This window comes from Bradyrhizobium sp. Arg237L (genome assembly GCF_029990105.1).
In the GTDB taxonomy this organism is placed as follows: Bacteria; Pseudomonadota; Alphaproteobacteria; order Rhizobiales; family Xanthobacteraceae; genus Bradyrhizobium.
Genome location: NZ_JAQMIL010000046.1, coordinates 45493 through 67377, shown reverse-complemented (window position 1 = coordinate 67377; position 21885 = coordinate 45493). Strand labels below are relative to the sequence as shown.

23 protein-coding genes are annotated in these 21885 nt (G+C 64.7%); 12 read left to right on the top strand and 11 right to left on the bottom strand.

The genetic code is table 11. The features are described from left to right. The first annotated feature begins 90 nt into the window (after nt 1-90). Nucleotides 91-768, top strand: a complete 678-nt coding sequence (locus tag OZ411_RS25975) for a TlpA disulfide reductase family protein (protein ID WP_282530240.1) — start codon at nt 91-93, stop codon at nt 766-768. Between the two features lie 96 nt (nt 769-864). Here OZ411_RS25975 and OZ411_RS25970 read toward each other — a convergent pair whose 3' ends face one another. From OZ411_RS25970 to OZ411_RS25960, 3 genes are all read right to left on the bottom strand, one after another. After that, nucleotides 865-1053, bottom strand: a complete 189-nt coding sequence (locus OZ411_RS25970) for a putative motility protein (protein ID WP_130582597.1) — start codon at nt 1051-1053, stop codon at nt 865-867. 66 nt (nt 1054-1119) lie between these two features. Further along, nucleotides 1120-1335, bottom strand: a complete 216-nt coding sequence (locus OZ411_RS25965; RefSeq protein WP_130582596.1) for a helix-turn-helix transcriptional regulator — start codon at nt 1333-1335, stop codon at nt 1120-1122. 7 nt (nt 1336-1342) lie between these two features. Beyond that, nucleotides 1343-1909 carry a DUF2975 domain-containing protein gene (locus tag OZ411_RS25960; protein ID WP_282530239.1) on the bottom strand — a complete coding sequence of 189 codons (567 nt, stop codon included), beginning with the start codon at nt 1907-1909 and terminating at the stop codon, nt 1343-1345. Between the two features lie 101 nt (nt 1910-2010). On the opposite strand from OZ411_RS25960, the gene OZ411_RS25955 reads away from it, so the two are divergent. Then, nucleotides 2011-2394, top strand: a complete 384-nt coding sequence (locus OZ411_RS25955; protein WP_282530238.1) for a chlorophyllide reductase — start codon at nt 2011-2013, stop codon at nt 2392-2394. 37 nt (nt 2395-2431) lie between these two features. On the opposite strand, the gene OZ411_RS25950 is transcribed toward OZ411_RS25955, so the two are convergent. The 5 genes from OZ411_RS25950 to OZ411_RS25930 form a co-directional block, all read right to left on the bottom strand. Then, nucleotides 2432-3313: a 3-hydroxybutyryl-CoA dehydrogenase gene (locus OZ411_RS25950; RefSeq protein WP_130582593.1), complete on the bottom strand. Its 882-nt coding sequence runs from the start codon at nt 3311-3313 to the stop codon at nt 2432-2434. Nucleotides 3314-3554: 241 nt separating this feature from the next. Further along, nucleotides 3555-4505 (bottom strand): FAD-binding protein, encoded by a 951-nt coding sequence (locus OZ411_RS25945; RefSeq protein WP_282530237.1) that lies wholly within the window; start codon nt 4503-4505, stop codon nt 3555-3557. After that, a complete protein-coding gene (locus tag OZ411_RS25940; protein WP_130583380.1) occupies nt 4506-5255 on the bottom strand; it encodes an electron transfer flavoprotein subunit beta/FixA family protein in 750 nt (249 codons plus the stop codon). It lies immediately after the preceding gene. A 162-nt stretch (nt 5256-5417) separates the two neighbouring features. After that, entirely contained in the window at nt 5418-5990 is a 573-nt protein-coding gene (locus OZ411_RS25935) for a cob(I)yrinic acid a,c-diamide adenosyltransferase (protein ID WP_282530236.1), read from the bottom strand. Nucleotides 5991-6032: 42 nt separating this feature from the next. Further along, on the bottom strand, nt 6033-6227 hold the full coding sequence (locus tag OZ411_RS25930) for a twin transmembrane helix small protein (protein WP_035690040.1): 195 nt from the start codon (nt 6225-6227) through the stop codon (nt 6033-6035). Between the two features lie 121 nt (nt 6228-6348). Here OZ411_RS25930 and OZ411_RS25925 point away from each other — a divergent pair, with 121 nt between their 5' ends. Next, on the top strand, nt 6349-7242 hold the full coding sequence (locus tag OZ411_RS25925) for a YihY/virulence factor BrkB family protein (protein WP_282530235.1): 894 nt from the start codon (nt 6349-6351) through the stop codon (nt 7240-7242). On the opposite strand, the gene OZ411_RS25920 is transcribed toward OZ411_RS25925, so the two are convergent. Beyond that, complete coding sequence (locus tag OZ411_RS25920; protein ID WP_282530234.1) at nt 7169-8419, bottom strand: ATP-binding protein; 1251 nt, start codon at nt 8417-8419, stop codon at nt 7169-7171. The genes OZ411_RS25925 and OZ411_RS25920 overlap by 74 nt on opposite strands. An 89-nt stretch (nt 8420-8508) precedes the next feature. Then, nucleotides 8509-9381 (bottom strand): tRNA glutamyl-Q(34) synthetase GluQRS, encoded by an 873-nt coding sequence (gene gluQRS, locus OZ411_RS25915; protein WP_282530233.1) that lies wholly within the window; start codon nt 9379-9381, stop codon nt 8509-8511. Nucleotides 9382-9498: 117 nt separating this feature from the next. On the opposite strand from gluQRS, the gene OZ411_RS25910 reads away from it, so the two are divergent. Further along, nucleotides 9499-10149: a DNA-3-methyladenine glycosylase gene (locus OZ411_RS25910; protein ID WP_130583376.1), complete on the top strand. Its 651-nt coding sequence runs from the start codon at nt 9499-9501 to the stop codon at nt 10147-10149. 99 nt (nt 10150-10248) lie between these two features. On the opposite strand, the gene OZ411_RS25905 is transcribed toward OZ411_RS25910, so the two are convergent. Beyond that, nucleotides 10249-11136, bottom strand: coding sequence for a LysR family transcriptional regulator (locus tag OZ411_RS25905; protein ID WP_282530232.1), 888 nt, complete (start codon nt 11134-11136; stop codon nt 10249-10251). A gap of 133 nt (nt 11137-11269) precedes the next feature. Between OZ411_RS25905 and OZ411_RS25900 the strand changes: the two genes are divergently transcribed. The 8 genes from OZ411_RS25900 (at nt 11270) to OZ411_RS25865 (ending at nt 21880) form a co-directional block, all read left to right on the top strand. After that, a complete protein-coding gene (locus OZ411_RS25900; RefSeq protein WP_282530231.1) occupies nt 11270-12244 on the top strand; it encodes a nitronate monooxygenase family protein in 975 nt (324 codons plus the stop codon). Between the two features lie 219 nt (nt 12245-12463). Continuing rightward, a complete protein-coding gene (locus OZ411_RS25895; RefSeq protein WP_282530230.1) occupies nt 12464-13645 on the top strand; it encodes an ABC transporter substrate-binding protein in 1182 nt (393 codons plus the stop codon). A 29-nt stretch (nt 13646-13674) separates the two neighbouring features. After that, nucleotides 13675-15201 carry an acyl-CoA synthetase gene (locus OZ411_RS25890; protein ID WP_282530249.1) on the top strand — a complete coding sequence of 509 codons (1527 nt, stop codon included), beginning with the start codon at nt 13675-13677 and terminating at the stop codon, nt 15199-15201. 133 nt (nt 15202-15334) lie between these two features. Beyond that, nucleotides 15335-16195 carry an AraC family transcriptional regulator gene (locus OZ411_RS25885; RefSeq protein WP_282530229.1) on the top strand — a complete coding sequence of 287 codons (861 nt, stop codon included), beginning with the start codon at nt 15335-15337 and terminating at the stop codon, nt 16193-16195. 110 nt (nt 16196-16305) lie between these two features. Further along, entirely contained in the window at nt 16306-17667 is a 1362-nt protein-coding gene (locus tag OZ411_RS25880; protein ID WP_282530228.1) for an FAD-binding oxidoreductase, read from the top strand. Between the two features lie 244 nt (nt 17668-17911). Next, nucleotides 17912-18997, top strand: coding sequence for a DUF2855 family protein (locus OZ411_RS25875; RefSeq protein ID WP_282530227.1), 1086 nt, complete (start codon nt 17912-17914; stop codon nt 18995-18997). A gap of 92 nt (nt 18998-19089) precedes the next feature. Next, nucleotides 19090-20877 (top strand): NAD(P)/FAD-dependent oxidoreductase, encoded by a 1788-nt coding sequence (locus OZ411_RS25870; RefSeq protein ID WP_282530226.1) that lies wholly within the window; start codon nt 19090-19092, stop codon nt 20875-20877. 28 nt (nt 20878-20905) lie between these two features. Continuing rightward, nucleotides 20906-21880 carry a peptidyl-alpha-hydroxyglycine alpha-amidating lyase family protein gene (locus tag OZ411_RS25865; RefSeq protein ID WP_282530225.1) on the top strand — a complete coding sequence of 325 codons (975 nt, stop codon included), beginning with the start codon at nt 20906-20908 and terminating at the stop codon, nt 21878-21880. Nucleotides 21881-21885 lie beyond the last annotated feature (5 nt).

Below are 21885 nucleotides of genomic sequence, written 5' to 3'. Positions count from 1 at the left end.
CCGCCCTTGATCGCCCGACCGTCCGTCAAAACCGACCGGCCACCGGCGCTGGCCCTGCTTAGCCATATCTGACGCGGAATGACAAACGATATGCCCGAAACTCCCCCGTCCCGTGGCGCCGCGCGCCGGATCCCGCTCGTGATCGGCGCAGTGCTGGTCGGCGCGCTGATCGGCTATGCCGGCGTCTCCGGATTTGGCGGGCTGATGCGGCGCGGCCCCGCCGGCGACCCGGCCTGCAGCAGCGCGGTCGATCTGGCGAAGAAGCTCACCCCGCTGGCGCAGGGCGAACTCGCCGCGCTGACGATGGCGACAAAACCCCTGCGGGTGCCGGACCTCGCCTTCGAGGACGCCGAGGGCAAGCCGAGGAAGCTGTCCGACTGGCGCGGCAAGACCGTGCTGGTGAACCTCTGGGCCACCTGGTGCGTGCCCTGCCGCAAGGAGATGCCGGCGCTGGACGCGCTGCAGGCCAAGCTCGGCAGCAAGGATTTCGAGGTGGTGGCGATCAACATCGACACCCGTGACTTCGACAAGCCGAAGAACTTCCTGAAAGACGCCAATCTGACCCGGCTCGGCTATTTCAGCGACGCGAAAGCCAAGGTTTTCCAAGACCTTAAGAGCATAGGCAAGGCGCTTGGGATGCCGACCTCGATGCTGGTCGACGGCAACGGCTGCGAAATCGCAACCATCGCGGGGCCCGCCGAATGGGCGAGCGACGATGCGGTGAAGCTGATCACGGCCGCCGTGCAGCCGGCCGCGGCGGGGATTTAGAGCGTTTTCGAGCGAAGTGGATACCGGTTCGCGTGAAGAAAACGCGTCAAAAGAAGAATCTAAAGCCTCGGTTCTGATTGAATCAGAGCCGAGGCTCTAGGCGACCAGATTGATATTGCCGCCGACGCCGGGGGCCAGGTTGGCCGTGGATGGGGCACCCAAGAGCGTCTGGACCGCGGATTTCTCGGCGTCCGCATTGGATTTGATGATCGAGGTCTGAATCTGCGACTGCAGGCCGCCGGCCTGCATGGCCAGAATGCCCGAGACCATGCTCATCATGTCCATACGCGGTACTCCTCTGTCGGCACGGCGATAGCGCGAGAACGTTAAAGCTTGGTGTTGCAGACCGCCTTACGCGGGCTCGTCGTTTTCATAGCGCAGCAAATCGCCCGGCTGACACTTGAGATAGGCGCATATCCGCTCCAGCGTATCGAACCTGACACCCTTCACCTTTCCTTGCTTGAGCAGGGAAAGGTTGGCTTCGGTGATGCCGACATATTCGGCAAGCTCCTTCGATTTGACGTTGCGCTCGGCCAGCATCACGTTCAGCCGGACTCGGATCGGCATGTTTGCCTCAGACGAATTGAGCGTTTTCTTCGGCGATCGAATTGGCTTCCGCCAGCACCCAGGCCGTCACGGAAACCAGGCCGGCAAACAGCAACGCCAACAGCGAATCGGAACTGAGATTGATGACAAGGTCTTTGCCCTGCGCGTAGGTCTGCCAGCTCAGCACCACCGAGAGCGCGGCCCCGACGACCGGTTTCAGCACCGCCGAAGCAAGCATCGCGGTCGCGAGACCACGCAATCGGCTGCTGTTCTCGGGCGTGAAGAAGCGATTCGCCGCGAACAACTCGAAACACCGGCGAGCCTGCAACAATCCCCAGATCAGGCACGCCAGCGGCACGGCTGAAATCGCCAGGCCTGCCAGGCGGACAGGCCAGCCGATCGGGCGGATCGCGATGCCGCCCAGCCGCGCGTCGCGCAGGATGGCCTCATCGGTGCTGACCATCCAGTACGCCGCCAGTGCCACGGCCAGGACGATTGAAACACCCATGCACGAACGGGCCAGGATGCGGCTGACGACGCGGATGCGCTCGAGCCGCTTTGGCCGCGGCCCCGGCTGGGAAAGCTCCGGCGACAAGGATGTGATCATGCTGAACCTCCGACGGGGTCGTTGACGTGATATTATCGTTTTACGATAATAATTATCTGCAAGTCAACATCCGAGCTCGGAGTAAAATCATGCTCAATCGTCTCACTGCCGGTATCGCGAGCGTTTTCGTTTTGATCGCGGCTGCCCATGCCCAGCCGTCCACGTCCCGCGCGCAGATCTCCGTCGCACAGGTGAAAGCGATGCTGGACCAGGCCTCGACAAATCCCACCGCGCGCCAGGTGCTGACGGCCTATCTTGCCGCTGCCGGCGAAACCGCCGGATGGCTCCTTGATGCCGCGCGCGATCAAGGTTTGCCGCTGCCGCCCTGCGCGCGGCGGCTCACACTTGATGCGAAAAATGCGCGTGATGCGATCGAGGGCGCGCCCAACACGGCGCCATCAACCGAGACTGCAGCCACGCCCCTCATCGTGCGCGACATGCTCAAGCGCGCCGGATGCCGCCTGGCCGACTAAGCGCTTCCGCGATCCTCGGATGTGTAGGGTGGGGCCGCTAGCGCGTCGGGACTGGTTTTTCGCCGCGGTAGTCGTAGAAACCGCGCTGGGTCTTGCGGCCGAGCCAGCCGGCCTCGACGTATTTCACCAAGAGCGGGCACGGCCGGTATTTTGAATCCGCGAGCCCCTCATGCAGCACCTGCATGATCGACAGACAGGTGTCCAGCCCGATGAAATCGGCGAGTTCCAGCGGGCCCATCGGATGGTGGGCCCCTAACTTCATGGCCGCGTCGATCGCCTCGACATTCCCGACGCCCTCATAGAGCGTGTAGATCGCCTCGTTGATCATCGGCAGCAGGATGCGGTTGACGATGAAGGCCGGGAAATCCTCCGATACCGCGACCTGCTTGCCGAGCTTGCCGACGAACGTCTTGGCAGCGTCGAAGGTCGCATCATCAGTGGCGATGCCGCGGATCAGCTCGACCAACTCCATCAGCGGCACCGGATTCATGAAATGAATGCCGATGAAGCGCTCGGGGCGATCGGTGGAGGCAGCGAGCCGCGTGATCGAGAGCGAGGAGGAGTTGGAGGCGACGATCGCCTCCGGCTTCAGGATCGCACAGAGATCGTGGAAGATCTTGCGCTTGGTCTCTTCCTTCTCGACCGCGGTCTCGATCACAAGATCGCAATCCGCCAGTTCGTCGAGGCTTTCGGTCGCGACGATCCGGGACAGCGCCTGCTTGCGCTGCTCCTCGGTGATGGACTTCTTGGCCACCTGGCGCGACAGATTGCCGTTGATGGTTGCGAGCGCCGATTTCACGCGATCGGCGGAAATGTCGTTGAGCAGCACGTCGAAACCCGCAAGCGCCGCCACATGGGCAATGCCGTTACCCATCTGGCCCGAGCCGATCACGCCGACCTTCTTGATTGCGACCGTCATGTTGTCATCCACCGGGACAGCGCGTCCATCGCGCCTAGCCCAAGTCCCTACAATGTCCCCAATATCCGACAAGTCTTACGTTTGTGCATGATCTTTTCCTAAACCGGCGCCCACTTAGCGCCAACGCGGCGCTCCGGGTAGAGATCATGCTTCGGCGAGAGGGTACCTGCTTCGCCGGAAAACGCCATTCAAAAACAGAACACCGGCCGGGGCTGAACCATCCGGCCGGTGTTCTCTTTGCTTATTTTCCGAGCTTGCCGAGCGCTTCGGTGAGCTCCGGAACCGCCTGGTAGAGGTCGGCGACGAGGCCGTAATCGGCGACCTGGAAGATCGGCGCGTCCTCGTCCTTGTTGATCGCGACGATCACCTTGGAGTCCTTCATGCCGGCCAGATGCTGGATCGCGCCGGAGATGCCGACCGCGACATAAAGTTCCGGCGCCACCACCTTGCCGGTCTGGCCAACCTGCCAGTCGTTCGGGGCATAGCCGGCATCGACCGCGGCGCGCGAGGCGCCAACGCCGGCACCAAGCTTGTCGGCCAGCGGTTCGATGTACTTGGCGAAATTCTCCCGGCTCTGCATGGCGCGGCCGCCGGAGACGATGATCTTGGCCGAGGTGAGCTCCGGACGGTCGCTCTTGGCGACCTCCTCGCCGAGGAAGCTGGAGAGACCGGGATCGGCCGCAGCCGCCACCGTCTCGACCGGCGCGCTGCCGCCCTCGCCCGCCGCCGCGAAGGTCGAGGTGCGGACCGTGATCACCTTTTTGGCGTCCTTGGACTTCACCGTCTGGATCGCGTTACCGGCATAGATCGGACGCTCGAAGGTATCAGGCGCGACCACCTTGATGATCTCGGAAACCTGCATGACGTCGAGCAGGGCCGCGACGCGCGGCATCACGTTCTTGAAGCGCGAGGTCGCGGGCGCGACGATCGCATCATAAGACGGCGCTAGCGAGACGATCAGCGCGGCAAGCGGCTCGGCGAGATCGTGGGCATAGGCCTCGCCTTCAGCGACCAGCACCTTGTTGACGCCGGCGAGCTTCGCCGCCGTTTCGGCCGCGGCCTTGGTGCCCGCCCCGCCGCCGGCGACCAGCACATGCACGTCGCCGCCCAACTGGCTGGCGGCGGTCAGCGCCTTGTTGGTGACGTCCTTCAGCTTCTCGTGTTCGTGTTCGGCAATCAGCAATGTCGTCATTTAGAGAACCCCGGCTTCGGTCTTGAGCTTCGACACCAGTTCGGCGACGTCCTTGACCTTGACGCCCGCCTTGCGGCCTGCCGGTTCCGAAGTCTTGAGGATTTCGAGATGCGGCGTGAGATCGACGCCGTAATCGGCGGCGTTCTTGTCGTCGATCGGCTTCTTCTTCGCCTTCATGATGTTGGGCAGCGAGGCGTAGCGCGGCTCGTTGAGGCGGAGGTCGGTGGTGACGATCGCCGGGCCCTTCAGCTTCACGGTCTGCAGGCCGCCGTCGACTTCGCGCGTCACCTTGAAGTCAGAACCTTCGACCTCGAGCTTGGAGGCGAACGTCGCCTGCGACCAGCCGAGTAGCGCGGCCAGCATCTGGCCGGTCTGGTTGCTATCGTCGTCGATCGCCTGCTTGCCGAGGATGACGAGGCCGGGCTTCTCCGCCTCGACCACCGACTTCAGGAGCTTGGCGACTGCGAGCGGCTCCACCGTGCCCTCGGCCTTGACCAGGATACCGCGGTCGGCGCCCATCGCCAGTCCCGTGCGGATGGTCTCGGAAGCTTGCGCCGGGCCGATCGACACCACCACGACCTCGGTCGCCTTGCCGGCTTCCTTCAGCCGCAACGCTTCCTCGACCGCGATCTCGTCGAACGGGTTCATCGACATCTTGACATTGGCGAGCTCCACGCCCGATCCGTCACTCTTGACGCGGACCTTGACGTTGTAGTCGACGACCCGCTTTACCGGCACAAGAACCTTCATCGATCCTCTTTCGCTTTGAAATTAGGGGGTTGATTGGCTTGGGCGCGGAACCTAAAGGTCCCGCTATCGGCGGTCAACGCGCGAAAGCCAAAAATCGGCCCCGGGGATTTCAAACCCATTCTAGAGCATATCCGGTTCTGATTGCATCCGCTTGAAAACGCTTTAGCGGTTCTGCCCGGGCACCCACAACACGTCGCCGGCGCCCTTGTCGTTCTGGAAGCGGCTGGCCACAAACAGGAAATCCGACAGGCGGTTCATATACTGGATGCCAGCCTCGCTGACCGGCTCGTCCGGCCTGGCCGCAAGTTCCACCATCATCCGTTCCGCCCGGCGGCAAATCGTACGGGCGAGGTGCAGATAGGCCGCCGCCGGGGTACCGCCGGGGAGCACGAAAGAGGTTAACGGCGCGAGCTCGGCATTGAGCGTGTCGATGTCGCGCTCGAGCCGCTCGACTTGGCTCGCCAGCATCCGCAAACGCTCCGCCTTGCCCTCGCGCTGGGGCACCGCGAGGTCGGCGCCGAGATCGAACAGGTCGTTCTGGATCAGGCCGAGCATGCGGTCGAGCGCGGAGTTATCCGCAAGATGAAGCCGCACCACGCCGATCGCGGCATTGGTCTCGTCCACCGTGCCGTAGGCGCTGACGCGCAGATCATATTTCGGCCGCCGCTCGCCACTTCCGAGCGCGGTCGTGCCGTCGTCGCCGGTGCGCGTATAAATCTTGTTGAGCACGACCATGTTCAGCTCCGTGACTATCCATCCTGCAGGGAGAGGTAAGAACTAGCGCCCCATCGCCCAGACCGCGAGCATCGCGATCACGATGGCGACGAATTGCAGCAAGACGCGCAGCCGCATCAATTTCTGCGAGGTGTTCGGCGAGCCGCCGCGCATCATGTTGGCGAGACCGAGCAGCAGGACCACCCCGACGGCGCCGACCGCGATCGGGAGAATGAACGTACTTAAGAAGGATGCCATCTACGCTACATAACACCGCGATATCCGAAGCGCCACATGGGGCAAATGCAACGATCTGGCGTTTGGCGCGATTATATCGGAAGCTGGTGTGCGGCTTGGGCTGGCCGGATCAGGGTGGGAAGTGAAGCAGGTTCGCTACGTCTACAGCGTCGTGATGGATGCGTTCTACACGTTCCTCGCCGACGACGGCTGGGCGATTGCGAGCCATATCGCGCTGTCGACCCTGATGGCGCTGTTCCCGTTCCTGATCGTGCTGACGTCCCTCGCCGGCTTTTTCGGCTCCAAGGAACTGGCCGACCAGGCCGCCAGCCTGCTGCTGCAGACTTGGCCGAAACAGGTCGCAGACACGCTGTCGAGCCAGGTCCACGACGTCCTGACGACCACGCGCGGCGACATCCTCACCATCGGCGCGGCGCTCGCGGTCTATTTCGCGTCCAACGGCGTCGAAGCGCTGCGGGTGGCACTGAACCGCGCCTATGCCGTCGTCGAGCGGCGGCGCTGGTACTGGCTCCGGCTCGAATCGATCGGCTACACCCTGATCGCCGCCGTCACCTCGCTCGCGATGGCGTTCCTGATCGTGCTCGGTCCGTTGACACTCGAGACGGCACGGCGCTTCATTCCGTTCTTCGTCGAGAGCAACGAGCGCATCCTCAACATCACACGTTACGGCATCACGATCACCGCGCTGACCGCCGCGCTGCTCATCCTGCATGCCTGGCTGCCCGCGGGGCGCCGCAGCTTCCTGCAGATCCTGCCCGGCATCATCTTCACAATGGTAGCCTCGCTGATATCAGGCATCGTGTTCGGCCAGTACCTGGCGCGCTTCGCCAACAATTACGTCACGATGTATGCGGGGCTCGCGTCGGTGATCATCGCGCTGGTGTTCCTGTATTTCATCGCCGCGATCTTCGTCTATGGCGGCGAGTTAAACGCGGCGATCATCAAGTCGCGTCTGCCGAAGGGCGTATCGCTTCAAGCAGCGCAGTCGCTAATGCACGCGGACTCACAGGCTTGACCAGGAACGCGTCGGCGCCGGCCGCGCGCGAGGCCGCCTCGTCCTCGCTGCGGCCGGAAATCCCGATGATCGGAATGCGGCCGAGCGGCGACTGAAGCGCGCGGATACGCCTGATCGCCTCGACCCCGTCGATGCTGGGCAGCACCATATCCATCAGCACGGCGTCGAAGGCGCCCTGCGTGAGCCGCTCCGGCGCCGCTTCGCCCTCGCCGATGAACTCCGCCTGATGGCCGAGCTCGGTGAGGATGGTGTTGAGCACGACGCGGCCGAACGGATTGTCCTCGACGCTGAGCAGCCGCAGCGCGCGCAGCGACCCCGCCGGGACGTCGCTCCCGGCATCGCCTTTGGATGCGGCCGGTTCGCCGGCGGACGCCAGCACGATCGTCAGCGTAAAGGTGGTGCCGCCGCCCCGCCGCTGCCTGGCGACGATGTCGCCGCCCATGGCCCGCGCAAGCTGCTTGACCGAGGAGAGACCGAGGCCCGCGCCGCCGAAGCGCGAGGCGACCCGGACATTGGCCTGCGAGAACGGACGGAACAGACGCTTGATCTCGGCGAGCGAAAGCCCGATGCCGCTGTCGGAGACGGCAAAGGCGACCCCGACCTTGCCTTTCACGGCGCGCGTCGGCGTGACCTCGAGCGCGACTGTTCCCCGCTCAGTGAACTTGACCGCGTTGTCGATCAGGTTCTCCAGCGCCGCACGCAGCCGAATGGAATCGCCGACGGCGAAGGCGGGCAACTTTTCGGAGATATCGACCGAGGGCTGCAGGCCCTTGGCCGCCGCCCGCCCGGCGAGTGAATTCCCGGCGTTGCGGGCAAGCGTGCGCAGGTCGAAGAAATCCTGCCGGATCTCGAGACCGGGGCCACGGCTTCGCGCCGCATCGACGAACAGGGTCGCAAGGCTCGCCAGATGCTCGGCGCCGGCCTGGATGGTATCGACCCAGCGCCGCTCGCGCGCGTCGAGGTCGGAGGTCGCGAGCAGGTTGCTGATTGCGAGAATGCCGGTGAGCGGGGTGCGGACCTCATGCGCGAAGGCCGCCAGCGCGGTTTCAACCACGCCGGGCCCTGCCTCTGCAGGCGCGCGCACGCGGCGCGCCTTTGCCGCCTTCAAGACACGCTTCCGCGACGGCGTCTTCTTGGGATGCCGAATGGTGCGCCCAACGCGCGATCTTGCCGCCATGATTCCCGTGAACCCTGCCCCGGCCGGCAGAATGGCATGCCGAGGCGGCCGGTGTCACGGAGACCTTTGGCCGACGGCCCCTGGTGGCTCTAAGACAAGCCAACGAGACGACGGATATCAGCGGGCGTCGCGCCGTCGGCGCGCAGTTCCCGCAAGGCGGTCGCCTTGGTCGACTTCGACAGTTTCTGCCCGGCCGAATCGTGGATCAGCCGGTGGTGCCGGTAGGCTGGCGGTCCGATCCCGAGCAGCGCCTGCAGCAGCCGGTGCACGCTGGTCGACCAGAACAGGTCCTGCCCCCTGATAACGTCGGTCACCCCCTGCAGGGCGTCGTCGATCACGACCGAGAGGTGATAACTGGTCGGCGTCTCCTTGCGCGCCAGGATGACGTCACCCCACGCCTCCGGCCGGGCGGGTACGGTTCCGTGCTCGCCGGCCGGCCCCTCGCCCTGTTCGGTCCAGGTCAGATCTTTGACCCGCGCGCCAGCCGCCGCCATATTCAACCGCAGCGCGTAAGGCGTCCCGGCCTCGATCAACCGCAGCCGGTCGACCGCCGGCAACGATCGCGCGGCGCCCGGATAGAGCGGCGCACCATCGGGATCGCGCGGCCATGGTCCAGCCGCCTCGCGCTCGGCGACCAGACGTGCGATTTCAGCGCGGCTCTCGAAGCTTGGATAGAGCAGGCCCTGCGCGGTCAATTGCTCGACCGCCTTGCGATAGGCATCGAGATGCTCCGACTGACGCCGCACCGGCGTCTCCCAGGCGATGCCAAGCCACGCAAGGTCCTCGTAGATCGCAGTCTCGAACTCCACCCGGCAGCGCGTCGGATCGATATCCTCGATCCGCAGCAGGAATCGTCCCCCGGCCTCACGCGCGAGATCAAAATTCAACAACGCCGAAAAAGCGTGGCCGAGATGGAGATAACCGTTCGGGCTCGGCGCGAATCGGAAAACGGGTGGCGACATTGTATTGGAATTCGTCATTGCCGGGCTTGACCCGGCAATCCATCCTCTAGGACTCTTATCGATAGCAGATGGATGCGCGGGTCAAGCCCGCGCATGACGCGACGAGACTGTTCCTCCATGCTCATCCACTTCGAAACTCAGTCAGACCTCGAAGACGCAATCGAAACTCTTGTGAAGCAGGACAAGCGGCTGAGGCCGGTTCTGGAGGTCACCGGCATGCCGGCGCTGCGGCAGCGCGAGCCGGGCTTCGCCGGGCTTGCCGCGATCGTCTGCGGCCAGCAGCTTTCGACCGCGAGCGCCGCGGCGATCTGGGGCCGCGTCAGCAAGGCGTTCGATCCCTTTCATCATGATGCGATCGGCAAGGCGCGCGCCGATCGGCTTGGCCGGCTCGGCCTGTCGGCGGCGAAGATCAAAACGCTGAAGCACATCGCGCGCGAGCTCGCCGCCGAACGGCTGAACCTCGACGTGCTCGCGAACGAAGAGGCCGACATCGCCCACAACACGCTGACCGCACTGCCCGGCATCGGACCGTGGACCGCGGACATCTATCTGTTGTTCTGCCTCGGCCATGGCGACGCCTGGCCGGCGGGCGATCTCGCCGTGCAGGAGGCGGTGAAGATCGGATTGGGGTTGAAGGAGCGGCCGACCGCCAAACAGATGGCCCCATTGGCCGAACCCTGGCGCCCGCTGCGCGGCGCCGCCGCGCATCTGTGGTGGGCCTATTACCGGGTGCTGAAGAAACGCGAAGGCGTGATCGCAGCTTCGTAGCCCGGGTGAAGCGCCAGCGTAACCCGGGACCGCTCGTCGACGCCGATGCAGGTGTCCCCGGTTACGCGTTCCGCTCCACCCGGGCTACGAAAGGTGTCGCTAGCCGCGCAGCCTGATGCGGTCTTCGCGGGCACTGGCTGTGACGAAGCTGGTGACGGCGCGGACGGCGGGCAGCTCGATCAGGTCCGGATGCGCGAGCAGCCAGAGATCGGAGACGCTGCCGAGCTTCTGCGGTGCGACCCGCACCAGATCTGGGTGGCTCGAAGCGACGAAGCACGACAGCGCCGAGATGCCGAGGCCGGCGCGCGCAGCGGCCAGCATGTCGCCTTGCGACGAGCAGCGCATTACGACCGTTCCCTGCCGCGTGATGAAGTCGCTCCAGCGCGCCAGATGCGCGTTCGACGCCTGGTCGGCAAACCCGATGATGCTGTGCCCCCGCCACTCGTCGCGCCGCTCCGGCAGCTTGCGCCGCGCGGCATAGTCGCGCGAGGCGTAGAACCCGGTGCCGAGCCGGCCTATTCTGCGCCCGATCAGGTTCTCCTCGCCAGCGTCGACCGGCCGCAGCACCACGTCGGCCTCGCGGCGGCGCACGCTGGCCGGAAACGGATGGGTGATGATCTCAAGCTGGATATGGTCGTGGTCACGCAGGAATGGCCCCAGCCGCGGCATCAGCCAGTGCGCGGCCAGCGTCGCACCGATCGACAGCTTCACGACGCCTCTCGCCTGCTCGCCGGTTGCGGAAGCCGCGGCCTCGGCGCGGAGTGCCGCAGCCGCCATGGCTTCGGCATGCTCGCGAAACTTGCGACCCTGCGAGGTCAGCGACAATCCGTCATTGGAACGCGCGAACAGGCGGGTGCCGAGTTGCTTCTCGAGCGCCGCGATCTTGCGGCCGACGGTCGGATGGCTGGCGCGCAGGCGGCGCCCGGCCGCGGCGAAACTCCTGGTCTCCGCCACGGCGACGAAGGTCTTGCACAGGTCCCAATCCATCCGACTGCCTCGCGTCGATAGCCCGTTCATTCCTGGTAGATTGACTGTTCAATATTGAACGCCGTCGTCGCGCCGTCCAGCCCTATATTGACGGCGTCAAGATAAGGTGCCGCAGGCGCCGGGAGGATCAGACATGCCGTTGCCAGCATCGCTCGCCAACAGTCTCGAATTGCCGGTGGTCGGCTCGCCGCTGTTCATCGTGTCGGGGCCTGATCTCGTGATCGCCCAGTGCAAAGCCGGCATCGTCGGCTCGTTTCCGGCATTGAACGCCAGGCCGGCCGAGAAGCTCGACGAATGGCTGACGCAGATCGAGGACGAACTCGGCGAATACAAGGCGCAAAATCCGGACAAGAAGGTCGCGCCCTACGCGGTCAACCAGATCTGCCACGCCTCCAACGACCGGCTGATGCGGGACATGGAAACCTGCGTGAAGCACAAGGTCCCCGTCATCATCACCTCGCTGCGGCCGCCACAGGAAATCGTCGAGGCCACGCATTCCTATGGCGGCGTGGTGTTTCACGACGTCATCAACGTCAAGCATGCGCGGAAAGCCGCCGAGCAGGGCGTCGACGGCCTGATCCTAGTCTGCGCCGGCGCCGGCGGACATGCCGGAACACTGTCGCCATTCGCGCTGGTGCGCGAGGTCAAGCAATGGTTCAAGGGCACCATCCTGCTGTCGGGCGCGATCTCCGACGGCTCGAGCATCGCCTCCGCGCTCGCGCTCGGCGCCGACCTCGCCTACATGGGCACCCGCTTCATCGCCACCCAGGAGGCCAATGCCGATCCGCGCTACAAGCAGGCGCTGACCGAACATGCCGCCCACGACATCGTCTATTCGAACCTGTTCACCGGTGTGCATGGCAACTACCTCGGACCGTCGATCGTGGCCGCCGGTCTCGATCCGAACAATCTGCCTGTCGCCGACAAGTCGAAGATGAACTTCGGCTCCGGCGGCAACACGAAGGCCAAGGCGTGGCGCGACATCTGGGGTTCGGGCCAGGGCATTGGCCAGATCACCGACACGCCGCCGGTCGCCGAACTGGTGGCGCGGCTCAAGGCGGAATTCACCGAAGCGCGCGGTGATTTCCTGAGACGCGCAAGCGCGTGAACCTGGTTTCACCTCGCCCCGCTCTTCGCGGGGAGAGGTCGAAATTCAAGCGCAGCTTGAATTTCGGGTGAGGCGCACCTCCGCGAGTCCCATCTGCCACCGTGTTTGCGGAGGCAGCCCCTCACCCCAACCCTCTCCCCGTAAGAACGGGGAGAGGGAGAGGCGGCATCGGCCGCTCCAAAACTAATAAGACGCTTTTTGATCATCGGGAGAGAGACCATGAAGCTGCGGCACGCATTGGCCGTTCTGTTTACGCTGGGTGCGATCACGGCGGCCTTCGCCGACGATAAGGACGACATCCGCATCGGCCAGACCCTGCCCTATAGCGGGCCGCTCTCCGGCTTCGGCATCATCGGGCGGACGCAGGAAGCCTTCTTTGCCAAGGTCAATGCCGAAGGCGGCATCAACGGCCGCAAGGTGAAGTTCATCACGCTTGATGACGCCTATTCCCCGCCCAAGACGGTCGAGCAGACCCGCAAGCTGGTCGAGCAGGAAGAGGTGCTGATGATGTTCGGTTCGCTCGGCACCGCGACCAACAGCGCCGTGCACCGCTACCTCAACGGCAAGAAGGTCCCGCAACTGCTGCTTTTGAGCGGCGCGACCAAATGGGCCGACCCGAAGAATTTCCCCTGGACCATGCCCGGCATGGCGGCCTACGAATCCGAAGGCGTCGTCTATGCCAAATATGTGCTGCAGGCCAAGCCCGATGCGAAGATCGCGATCCTCTCCCAGAACGATGATTTCGGCCGCGACTATGTCGCCGGCTTCAAGCGCGCGCTCGGGTCCAAGGCCGCCAGCATGATCGTCGCGGAAGCAAGCTACGAGACCAGCGCGCCGACGATCAGTTCGCAGTTGGCGACATTGAAGGCCTCGGGCGCCAACGTGCTGTTCGCCGTGGTGCTCGGGAAATTCACATCGCAGTCGATCAAGGGCGTCGCCGAACTCGGCTGGAAGCCCGAGCTGTTCTTCGTGCCCACCTCGGCCTCCTCGATCTCGTTCCTGGAGCCGGCGGGACTGGAGAATGCGGTCGGCCTGATCTCTTCGAGCAATCAAAAGGACACGATGGATGTGCAGTGGGCCGATGACGCAGGCGTGAAAGAATATTTTGCGTTCATGAAGCAGTATCTGCCGAATGCCGACCTGAACAATTCGAACTACGCCGCCGGCTACCATTATGCGACACTTCTGATGGCCGCGCTCAGGGCATGCAAGGACGATTTCAGCCGCGAGAACATCCTGCGTCAGGCGACGTCGCTCCGCGAGGTCAAGCTGCCGCTATTGTTGCCGGGAATGACCGTATCGACCGGTCCGGATGACTATCTGCCGTTCCAGCAGTTGCAGTTGCGGCGATTCAACGGCAAGAGCTGGGTCTCTTTCGGCGAGATTCTGGACGACCGCTAGGCTTATCGCAAAAGATTGAGGGTGTGAGCGTGATCATCAGCGGTGAACGCCGGATCGGCTATGGCGAGATCAACGAGCGCATCGCCCGCGCGGCATCTGGTTTGCGCGCGCTCGGCGTGCGCGATGGCCGGCCGGTCGCGATGATGCTGCGCAACGACTTCGCGCTGTTCGAGGCGGTGGCTGCGTCCGCCGCGCTCGGCAGCCCGATCGTGCCGATCAACTGGCACCTGAAGGCCGAGGAAGTCGCCTACATCCTCGCCGACAGCGGCGCGGATGTCCTGATCTGTCATGCCGATCTGTTGCCGCAGATACGCGATGGGCTGCTCGCCGGGCTCAAGCTGCTGGTCGTGGCGACGCCTCCCGAGATCGCCGCGGCCTATGGCGTGCCGTCTGGACTGACCCAGGTGCCCGACGACCTGACCGACTGGGACCGCTGGCGCGACACGCATGCGCCCCTGACCGATGCCCCGATCGGCGCTTCGCCGATGTTCTACACCTCAGGCACCACGGGCCAGCCCAAGGGCGTGCGGCGCAAGCCGATGCCGCCGGAACTGCAGGCCGCGGCCGTGCGCGTCAGCGCGATCGCCTACGGCATCAAGCCGAACGACAACCAGATCGTCCTGATGAACGGGCCGATGTATCATTCGGCGCCGCACAGCTACGGCATGCTGGCGTTCCGCTGCGGCTGCACCATCGTGCTCGAGCCGCGCTTCGATCCCGAGGACCTGCTGCAGCTCATCGAGCGCCACCGCATTACCCATACGCACATGGTGCCGACAATGTTCGTCCGGCTGCTGCGGCTGCCGGAGGAAACGAGACGACGCTACGACGTCTCCTCGCTGCGCTTCGTCATTCACGGCGCCGCGCCATGTCCGCAGGATGTGAAGCGCGCGATGATCGACTGGTGGGGACTGGTGGTGAACGAATATCTGGGCTCCACCGAGACCGGAATCCCGATCTGGCATTCGGCGGCGGAGGCGCTGGCAAAGCCCGGCACCGTCGGCCGCGTGATCGAGGGCGGCATCGTGAAGATCTTCCGCCCCGACGGGACCGAATGCGACGTCAACGAGCCCGGCGAGATCTTCATGCGGCAGACCGCTATCCCGGATTTCGACTATCACGGCAACGCCAAGGCGCGCGCCGAGGCCGGGCGTGAGGGCCTCATCAGCGTCGGCGACGTCGGCTATCTCGATGAGGACGGCTATGTGTTCATGTGCGACCGCAAGCGCGACATGGTGATCTCGGGCGGCGTCAACATCTATCCCGCCGAGATCGAGAACGCGCTGATCGGCATGGAAGGCGTCCGCGACTGCGCGGTGTTCGGCGTCGCCGACGACGAATATGGCGAGCGGCTGTTCGCCTGCATCGAACCCGAACCGGGCGCCACACTGTCGGTCACCGCCGTGCAGGATTTCCTGCGCAGCAAGCTTGCCAACTTCAAGGTGCCGAAGGACATCCAGTTCATGGATGCGCTGCCGCGCGAAGCCACCGGCAAGATCTTCAAGCGCAAGCTGCGCGATCTGCATCGCGCAGGCACGCTCCGCGCATCCGTTTGACACGGCCGAGGCAAATGCGCTCTCACGCCTTTTCACGTGTGCGTTAGGGGCGGCTTCGCCGCCCTTTCGCGGCCTCCATCCGCGCCCAATCTAGCAGGCTTGTTTCATGCATTGCCGGCGGAGCGCGATCGGCGTGGCGAAGTTCGGTCAGGTGCGTTGGGCTCAGAAGGATGGCAGCCCCCCGACGACGTCCCAAGCGGACGGTCCGGCGGGCGAAAGCGGCGTGCGCGTGTTCCGGGCGCTATTCGACGGCGGGGCGCATTTCAGCGCCACACCGGGGCAGCACCTCGTCTTCGTTCAGATGTCACCCCATCTGCGGCTCGATTGCCGAATGGCTGGACGGCGGCTGCGCCACGAAACGGTTCAGGGCGCGCTCGCGATCTGTCCGGCCGGCATGGACTCGTCCGCCGACGCCGACGGCACGGCCGATATGCTGCTGGTCGCGGTCAAGCCGACCCAGCTTGCGCTTGCGGCGGCGGAGGATTCCGCGCTCGAAGCCGAGCTTCCGGAGCGGCTGTCGGGATATGATCAAACGCTTCAGCAGGCGGCGCAGTCGCTGGCAGCAGAGGGTGCGCAAGGCTATCCCAACGGTCCGCTGTTCTGGAGCGAAGCCGCGAGCCGCTTCATCGGACGCCTGGTGTCCGACTATACGTCGACGCCGCGACGCCCATTTCGCGGCCGGCTCGGTCAATGCGCGCTGCGGCGGATCAGAGACTATGTGCTCACCAATCTCGCCGAGCCGATCGAAGTCGCTGATCTCGCCGCACTCGCCGGCCGCAGCTCGTTCCATTTCTCGCGCGTATTCACCCGCTCGGTCGGCATGACGCCGTATCGCTACGTCATCCATCTCCGCCTGCAGGCAGCGGCGCGGCATATGCGCGATGGACGAATGGGTCTCGCTGAAATCGCTGCCGACACCGGGTTTGCGGACCAGAGCCATTTGTCGCGATGGGTCCGACGCGTGTACGGCGTCGCGCCCTCCGAGTTCGCCTGAGCGTAACCAGCAAAACCGCAGGAATCTTCACGAACGCACGGCCCGCTTCTCCGTAAATCGGCAGATAACGCCGAGCATTCCGCTCGCGCCGATCACAGGAGAGTGAAGCCATGTCTGCTACGATCGATGCCGCCTGTTGCGGCCTGAGCGAGGACTTGCTTGGGCTGGTGTCATTGCCTGGCGATGACCGCTATGCGGCGGCGACCAGCATCTGGGCCAAGCAGGTCGGCGTCACGCCCGGCGCGGTCGTGCATTGCCGAACCGCGAGGGACGTTCAGGATGCGATCCGGGCCGCGCGCGAACGCGAAGTTCCACTGTCCGTTCGCGGCGGCGGACACGATTGGGCGGGCCGCGCGCTTTGCGAGGGCGCGGTGATCGACCTGAGCGGCATGCGCAACGTCGTGCTGAGCGCCGACCGTCGCAGCGCCACGATTGCAGGCGGTGCCCGCGCCGGCGACGTCGTTGCTGTCACCGATCCGTACGGACTGGCCGTGGTGGCGGGATCGGTTTCGAGCGTCGGCATCGCCGGGCTCACGCTCGGCGGCGGCTATGGTCCGCTGATCGGACGCTTCGGACTGGCGATCGACAACATGCTCGCCGCCGAGATCGTGCTGGCCGACGGCCGCATCGTGCATGCCGACACCGAGACCAACGCCGATCTGTTCTGGGCGCTGTGTGGCGGCGGCGGCAATTTCGGCGTGGTGACCGCGATGCGCCATCGCGTCCATGAACTGCCGAGCGTCCATTCCGGCATGCTCGTCTATCCCTTCTCCGAGGCCCGCGCGGTGCTCGAACGATGCAGCGCATTGATGGCGTCGGCGCCGGAGGAATTGACGGTGCAGCACACGCTCATGGCCGATCCAAGCGGCACGATGATGGTCCTGATCGTTCCAACCTGGAGCGGCCGGCCCGAAGACGGCGAAGCGAGACTTCAGCCGTTCGCCCGGCTGGGAACGCTGCTCGCAGGCAGTACCGAGCGCAAATCCTACGCGGCCCTGCTCGGCATGTTCGATCCCTACATCGCCAATGGATTGCAGACCGTGATGGACAGTTGCTGGCTGCCGGCGCTCGACCGCGACGCTATCGACGCGTTCATCCACGCAATGGAGAGCGCCGTCTCTCCGGGCTGCGCGATCATCACCCACGAATTCCGTGGCGCTGCGTCCCGTGTCGCGGAGACTGCGACGGCGTTCGGACTGCGTCGCGATCACGTGCTGGTCGAAATCCTCGCAAGCTTCCCGGATCGCTCCGACGCCAGCGACGTGCCGCGGCACCGGCACTGGACGCGCGGCACGCGCGAGCGCTTCGCCTCAGCGCTGCCCGGCGGTTATCCGAACTTTCTCGGCAAGAATGAACTCGATCGCGCAAGACAGAGCTACGGCGGCAACGCCGGGCGGCTGATGGAGATCAAGCATCGCTACGATCCCGACAACGTTTTCTCTTCCGCCATTCCACTGCCGCGTTCCGTTTAACGCTGAGGACGCGCATGCTGATTCATGTCGTTAGCACTGCTGTCGCGCTCATGCTGACCGCGTTCAGGGCAAGAAGGGCGGCGCCGCGTCTTCCTCGGACCCACAATTTCAAACGGCTTGTCAGGCCGGCGTCCGCTTCATCGCAGCCGCCGGAAGCGAACAGCGTTTTAAACTATGTTGCTGTTGCAAAACCTCCATCGCCCGACGCAAAGATGGCGGCACGTCACGAGCCGGAGCCGCCGCCATGACATCGACCGACTTCGTCGTCGCCCGCAACGATCTCAAGCATTGCAAGTTCATCGAGCGGACGCTGCCCGATGCCGCCGCGCTTCCAAGCGAGACGCTGTTGGTCAAGGTGACGAGCTTTGCGCTGACCGCCAACAACATCACCTATGCGGTGCTCGGCGACGAGCTGAAATACTGGCAGCTCTTCCCTGCACCGGAAGGGTTCGGCAACATTCCGGTGTGGGGATTTGGCGAGGTCATCGCCTCCCGCCATCCGAACGTTGCCGAAGGCGAACGGCTGTTCGGCTATTTTCCGATGGCGACGCACCTTGTGATCGAGGCCGCCGATGTCAGCAAGCGCGGCCTGCGCGACGGCGCCGCACATCGGCAGGGCGTGGCGCCGGTCTACAACGCCTATGCGCGCGTGAGCGGCAATGCCGCCTTTGCCGGGCGGCAGGGCGACTACCAGGCCTTGCTGCGGCCGCTGTTCATGCTGTCGTTCCTGGTCGACGACTTCCTCGCCGAGAACGGATTTTTCGGCGCGGAGAGCGTGATGCTCTCCTCCGCCTCCAGCAAGACCGCCTTCGGGCTCGCGCATCTCTTGCACACCAGAGGCATCAAGGTGATCGGCCTGACCTCTCCATCGAATACCGGCTTCGTGAAATCGCTCGGCTGCTACGACGAGGTCATCACCTATGATCGCGTCGCATCGCTGGCTGCCGATCGGCCGGCGGCGTTCATCGACATGGCCGGCAACAGCGGCTTGCGCGAAACGCTGCACCGGCATTTCGGTGCGCAGATGAAGTATTCCGGGCGCGTCGGGCTGACGCATCGTCGCTCATCGGAGAACGAGCCGGAGCTGCCGGGCGCCAAGCCGAGCTGGTTCTCCGCGCCCGAGCAGATCCGCAAGCGCGCCAAGGAGTGGGGGCCGGGCGGAATCGAGACCCGCTTCGGCCCAGCCTGGTCCGGCTTCGCGCCAAAGCTCGAACAATGGCTCAAGGTGACCGAAGGCCGCGGGCCTGCCGCCGTGCAAACGGCCTATATTGATACGCTCAACGGCCGGGTGCCGCCGGAATTGGGGCATATCCTTACACTCTCGGAATAGCCGACATCCCGTCACGGCCTTTCTGCGGCCTGCCGAATAGGTATAGGCTGCAGGGGAACACGCCGCGGAGACGGCCGTGATGGGAAACGCTCATGCTCGACAAGACCGACGACATCTCGGTGGCCGCCGACACTTGGCTCGCGCGATTCGAGGACGCACTTCGCAAGCCCGGCGACGGCGCGCTCAATTTCCTGTTTCTCCCCGATAGTTTCTGGCGCGACATACTGGCGCTGAGCTGGAACATCCAGACCGTCGACGGCGCGGACGCCATCATTGCCGAGCTGAAGCGGCATGCGGGCCGCGCGGCACCACGCCGCCTGGCGATCGATCCCGACCGCCGCGCGCCGCGCAAGGTGATGCGGGCCGGCACCAATGCGATCGAGGCGATGTTCAAGTTCGAAACCACGATCGGTCGCGGCAGCGGCATCGTCCGCCTGATCCCTGACCCTACCGACGGCAATACGCTGAAGGCCTGGACGCTGCTGACCGAGCTCGGCGAGCTCAAGGGCTTTGAAGAGCAGCTCGGCGTCAACCGCCCGCGCGGCAACGCCTATTCGCGCGACTTTCGCGGGCCGAACTGGCTCGACCTCCGCAAGGCGTCGACCGACTATGCCGACCGCGATCCGACCGTGCTCGTTGTCGGCGGCGGCCAGAGCGGGCTCTGCATCGCCGCACGGCTGAAGCAGTTGCAGGTCGATACGCTGATCGTCGACCGAGAGGAGCGCATCGGCGACAATTGGCGCAAGCGCTATCACGCGCTGACGCTGCACAACCAGGTGCAGGTCAACCACCTGCCCTACATGCACTTCCCGCCGAACTGGCCGACCTATATCCCGAAGGACAAGCTCGCCAACTGGTTCGAAGCCTATGTCGACGCCATGGAGCTGAACTTCTGGACCGGGACCGAGTTCGAGGGCGGGCACTACGACGAGGACAAAGGCCGCTGGACGGTGACGCTGCGCTGCGCCGATGGCTCGAGGCGCGAGATGCACCCACGCCATGTGGTGCTTGCGACCGGCGTCAGCGGGATTCCGAACGTGCCTGATATTCCCGGCCTGAAGGATTTTTCCGGCAAGGTCATGCATTCCAGCCGCTATGACGACGGCGAGAACTGGAAGGGCAAGCGCGCCATCGTCATCGGCACCGGCAATAGCGGCCACGACATCGCGCAGGACCTTTATTCCAGCGGCGCCAACGTGACGTTGGTGCAGCGCAGCCCGACGCTGGTGGTCAGCATCGAGCCGTCGGCACAGCTCGTCTACGCACCCTACAATGATGGGACGCTCGACGATAACGACCTGATCACGATGTCGATGCCGCTCAAGCTGGGGCGCAAGAGCCATGCGATGGTGGCTGAAAAATCAAAGGCGCTCGACAAGGACCTGCTCGAGGGCCTGGCACGCGTCGGCTTCAAGCTCGACTATGGCGAGGACAACACCGGCTGGCAGTTCAAATATCTCACCCGCGGCGGCGGTTATTATTTCAACGTCGGCTGCTCCGACCTGATCGTGAAAGGCGAGATCGCGCTGAAGCAGTTTGCCGACGTCGAGACGTTTGTCGCCGACGGCGCCAGGATGAAGAACGGCGAGCTGGTCGCGGCCGACCTCGTGGTGCTCGCGACCGGCTACAAGCGTCAGGAGGAATTGGTGAAGAAGCTGTTCGGCGCCGACGTCGCCGAGCGCGTCGGCACGATCTGGGGCTTTGGCGAGGAGCAGGAGCTCCGCAATATGTACACCCGCACGCGTCAGGCGGGCCTCTGGCTGATCGCGGGCGGACTGGCGCAATGCCGGATCGGCTCGAAGCATCTGGCGCTGCAGATCAAGGCGATCGAGGAAGGCCTGCTGCCGCGCGACGTCGGGCCGCGGGCCAAGTTTGCATAATTCACACCGTCATTCCGGGGGACATCACATGCCGACCATCCTCGGCTCCGGCGAGCACCGCTACCGCGTGATTCAGAACTGGGCCAAGCTGCCTGACGGCTGGCAGCTCACCGACGTCGCCTCCGTGGCAGTCGACAGCAAGGACCGCATCTATGTCTTCAACCGCGGCGACCATCCGATGGTCGTGTTCGACCGCGACGGCAATTTCCTGCGGAGCTGGGGCGAAGGCCTGTTCTCCCGCGCCCACGGCCTGCACATCGATGCCGATGACAACCTCTATTGCACCGACGACGGCGACCACACCGTGCGCAAATGCTCACCCGAGGGCAAGGTGCTGCTCACGATCGGCATCCCGAGCAAGCCCGCGGCGTTCATGAGCGGCGAGCCGTTCAACCGCTGCACCCACACCGCGCTGTCGCCGCAGGGCGAGATCTACGTCTCCGACGGCTACGGCAACGCCCGCGTCCACAAATTCACGCCCGACGGCAAGCTGATGCAGAGCTGGGGCGAGCCCGGCACCGATCCCGGACAGTTCAACATCGTTCACAACATCGCGACCGATGCTGATGGTTTTGTCTATGTCGCCGACCGCGAGAACCATCGCGTGCAGGTGTTCGACGGCAACGGGACATACGAGACGCAGTGGAACAATTTGCACCGTCCCTGCGCGCTCTGCTGTTGCGGCGGCAGGCAACCGAACTTCGTGATCGGCGAACTCGGTCCCGGCATGGCCGTCAACCGCAAGGTGCCGAATCTTGGACCCCGGCTGACCATCGTCGATGCCAAGGGCAACCGCATCGCGCGGCTCGGCGGCGAAAGCGGTCCCGGTATCGAGACCGGCAAGTTCCTGGCGCCGCACGGCCTCGCGCTCGACTCCAAAGGCGACATCTATGTCGGCGAGGTCGGCGTCACCGACTGGAAGACCAGCTTTCCCGATGCCGAGATGCCTGCCGAAGTGAGGGTGGCGCGTTGCCTGCAGAAGCTGGAGAAGATTCCGGAATAGCCCGC

What these genes read in the sequence shown, in the direction of transcription:
- OZ411_RS25970 (WP_130582597.1), bottom strand. Translation starts at nt 1,053, where the DNA reads ATGGACATGATGAGCATGGTCTCGGGCATTCTGGCCATGCAGGCCGGC.
- OZ411_RS25875 (WP_282530227.1), top strand. Translation starts at nt 17,912, where the DNA reads ATGACATCGACCGACTTCGTCGTCGCCCGCAACGATCTCAAGCATTGC.
- OZ411_RS25945 (WP_282530237.1), bottom strand. Translation starts at nt 4,505, where the DNA reads ATGACGACATTGCTGATTGCCGAACACGAACACGAGAAGCTGAAGGAC.
- OZ411_RS25950 (WP_130582593.1), bottom strand. Translation starts at nt 3,313, where the DNA reads ATGACGGTCGCAATCAAGAAGGTCGGCGTGATCGGCTCGGGCCAGATG.
- OZ411_RS25920 (WP_282530234.1), bottom strand. Translation starts at nt 8,419, where the DNA reads ATGGCGGCAAGATCGCGCGTTGGGCGCACCATTCGGCATCCCAAGAAG.
- OZ411_RS25965 (WP_130582596.1), bottom strand. Translation starts at nt 1,335, where the DNA reads ATGCCGATCCGAGTCCGGCTGAACGTGATGCTGGCCGAGCGCAACGTC.
- OZ411_RS25910 (WP_130583376.1), top strand. Translation starts at nt 9,499, where the DNA reads ATGCTCATCCACTTCGAAACTCAGTCAGACCTCGAAGACGCAATCGAA.
- OZ411_RS25930 (WP_035690040.1), bottom strand. Translation starts at nt 6,227, where the DNA reads ATGGCATCCTTCTTAAGTACGTTCATTCTCCCGATCGCGGTCGGCGCC.
- OZ411_RS25955 (WP_282530238.1), top strand. Translation starts at nt 2,011, where the DNA reads ATGCTCAATCGTCTCACTGCCGGTATCGCGAGCGTTTTCGTTTTGATC.
- OZ411_RS25870 (WP_282530226.1), top strand. Translation starts at nt 19,090, where the DNA reads ATGCTCGACAAGACCGACGACATCTCGGTGGCCGCCGACACTTGGCTC.
- OZ411_RS25940 (WP_130583380.1), bottom strand. Translation starts at nt 5,255, where the DNA reads ATGAAGGTTCTTGTGCCGGTAAAGCGGGTCGTCGACTACAACGTCAAG.
- OZ411_RS25900 (WP_282530231.1), top strand. Translation starts at nt 11,270, where the DNA reads ATGCCGTTGCCAGCATCGCTCGCCAACAGTCTCGAATTGCCGGTGGTC.
- OZ411_RS25865 (WP_282530225.1), top strand. Translation starts at nt 20,906, where the DNA reads ATGCCGACCATCCTCGGCTCCGGCGAGCACCGCTACCGCGTGATTCAG.
- OZ411_RS25935 (WP_282530236.1), bottom strand. Translation starts at nt 5,990, where the DNA reads ATGGTCGTGCTCAACAAGATTTATACGCGCACCGGCGACGACGGCACG.
- OZ411_RS25895 (WP_282530230.1), top strand. Translation starts at nt 12,464, where the DNA reads ATGAAGCTGCGGCACGCATTGGCCGTTCTGTTTACGCTGGGTGCGATC.
- OZ411_RS25905 (WP_282530232.1), bottom strand. Translation starts at nt 11,136, where the DNA reads ATGGATTGGGACCTGTGCAAGACCTTCGTCGCCGTGGCGGAGACCAGG.
- OZ411_RS25880 (WP_282530228.1), top strand. Translation starts at nt 16,306, where the DNA reads ATGTCTGCTACGATCGATGCCGCCTGTTGCGGCCTGAGCGAGGACTTG.
- gluQRS (WP_282530233.1), bottom strand. Translation starts at nt 9,381, where the DNA reads ATGTCGCCACCCGTTTTCCGATTCGCGCCGAGCCCGAACGGTTATCTC.
- OZ411_RS25975 (WP_282530240.1), top strand. Translation starts at nt 91, where the DNA reads ATGCCCGAAACTCCCCCGTCCCGTGGCGCCGCGCGCCGGATCCCGCTC.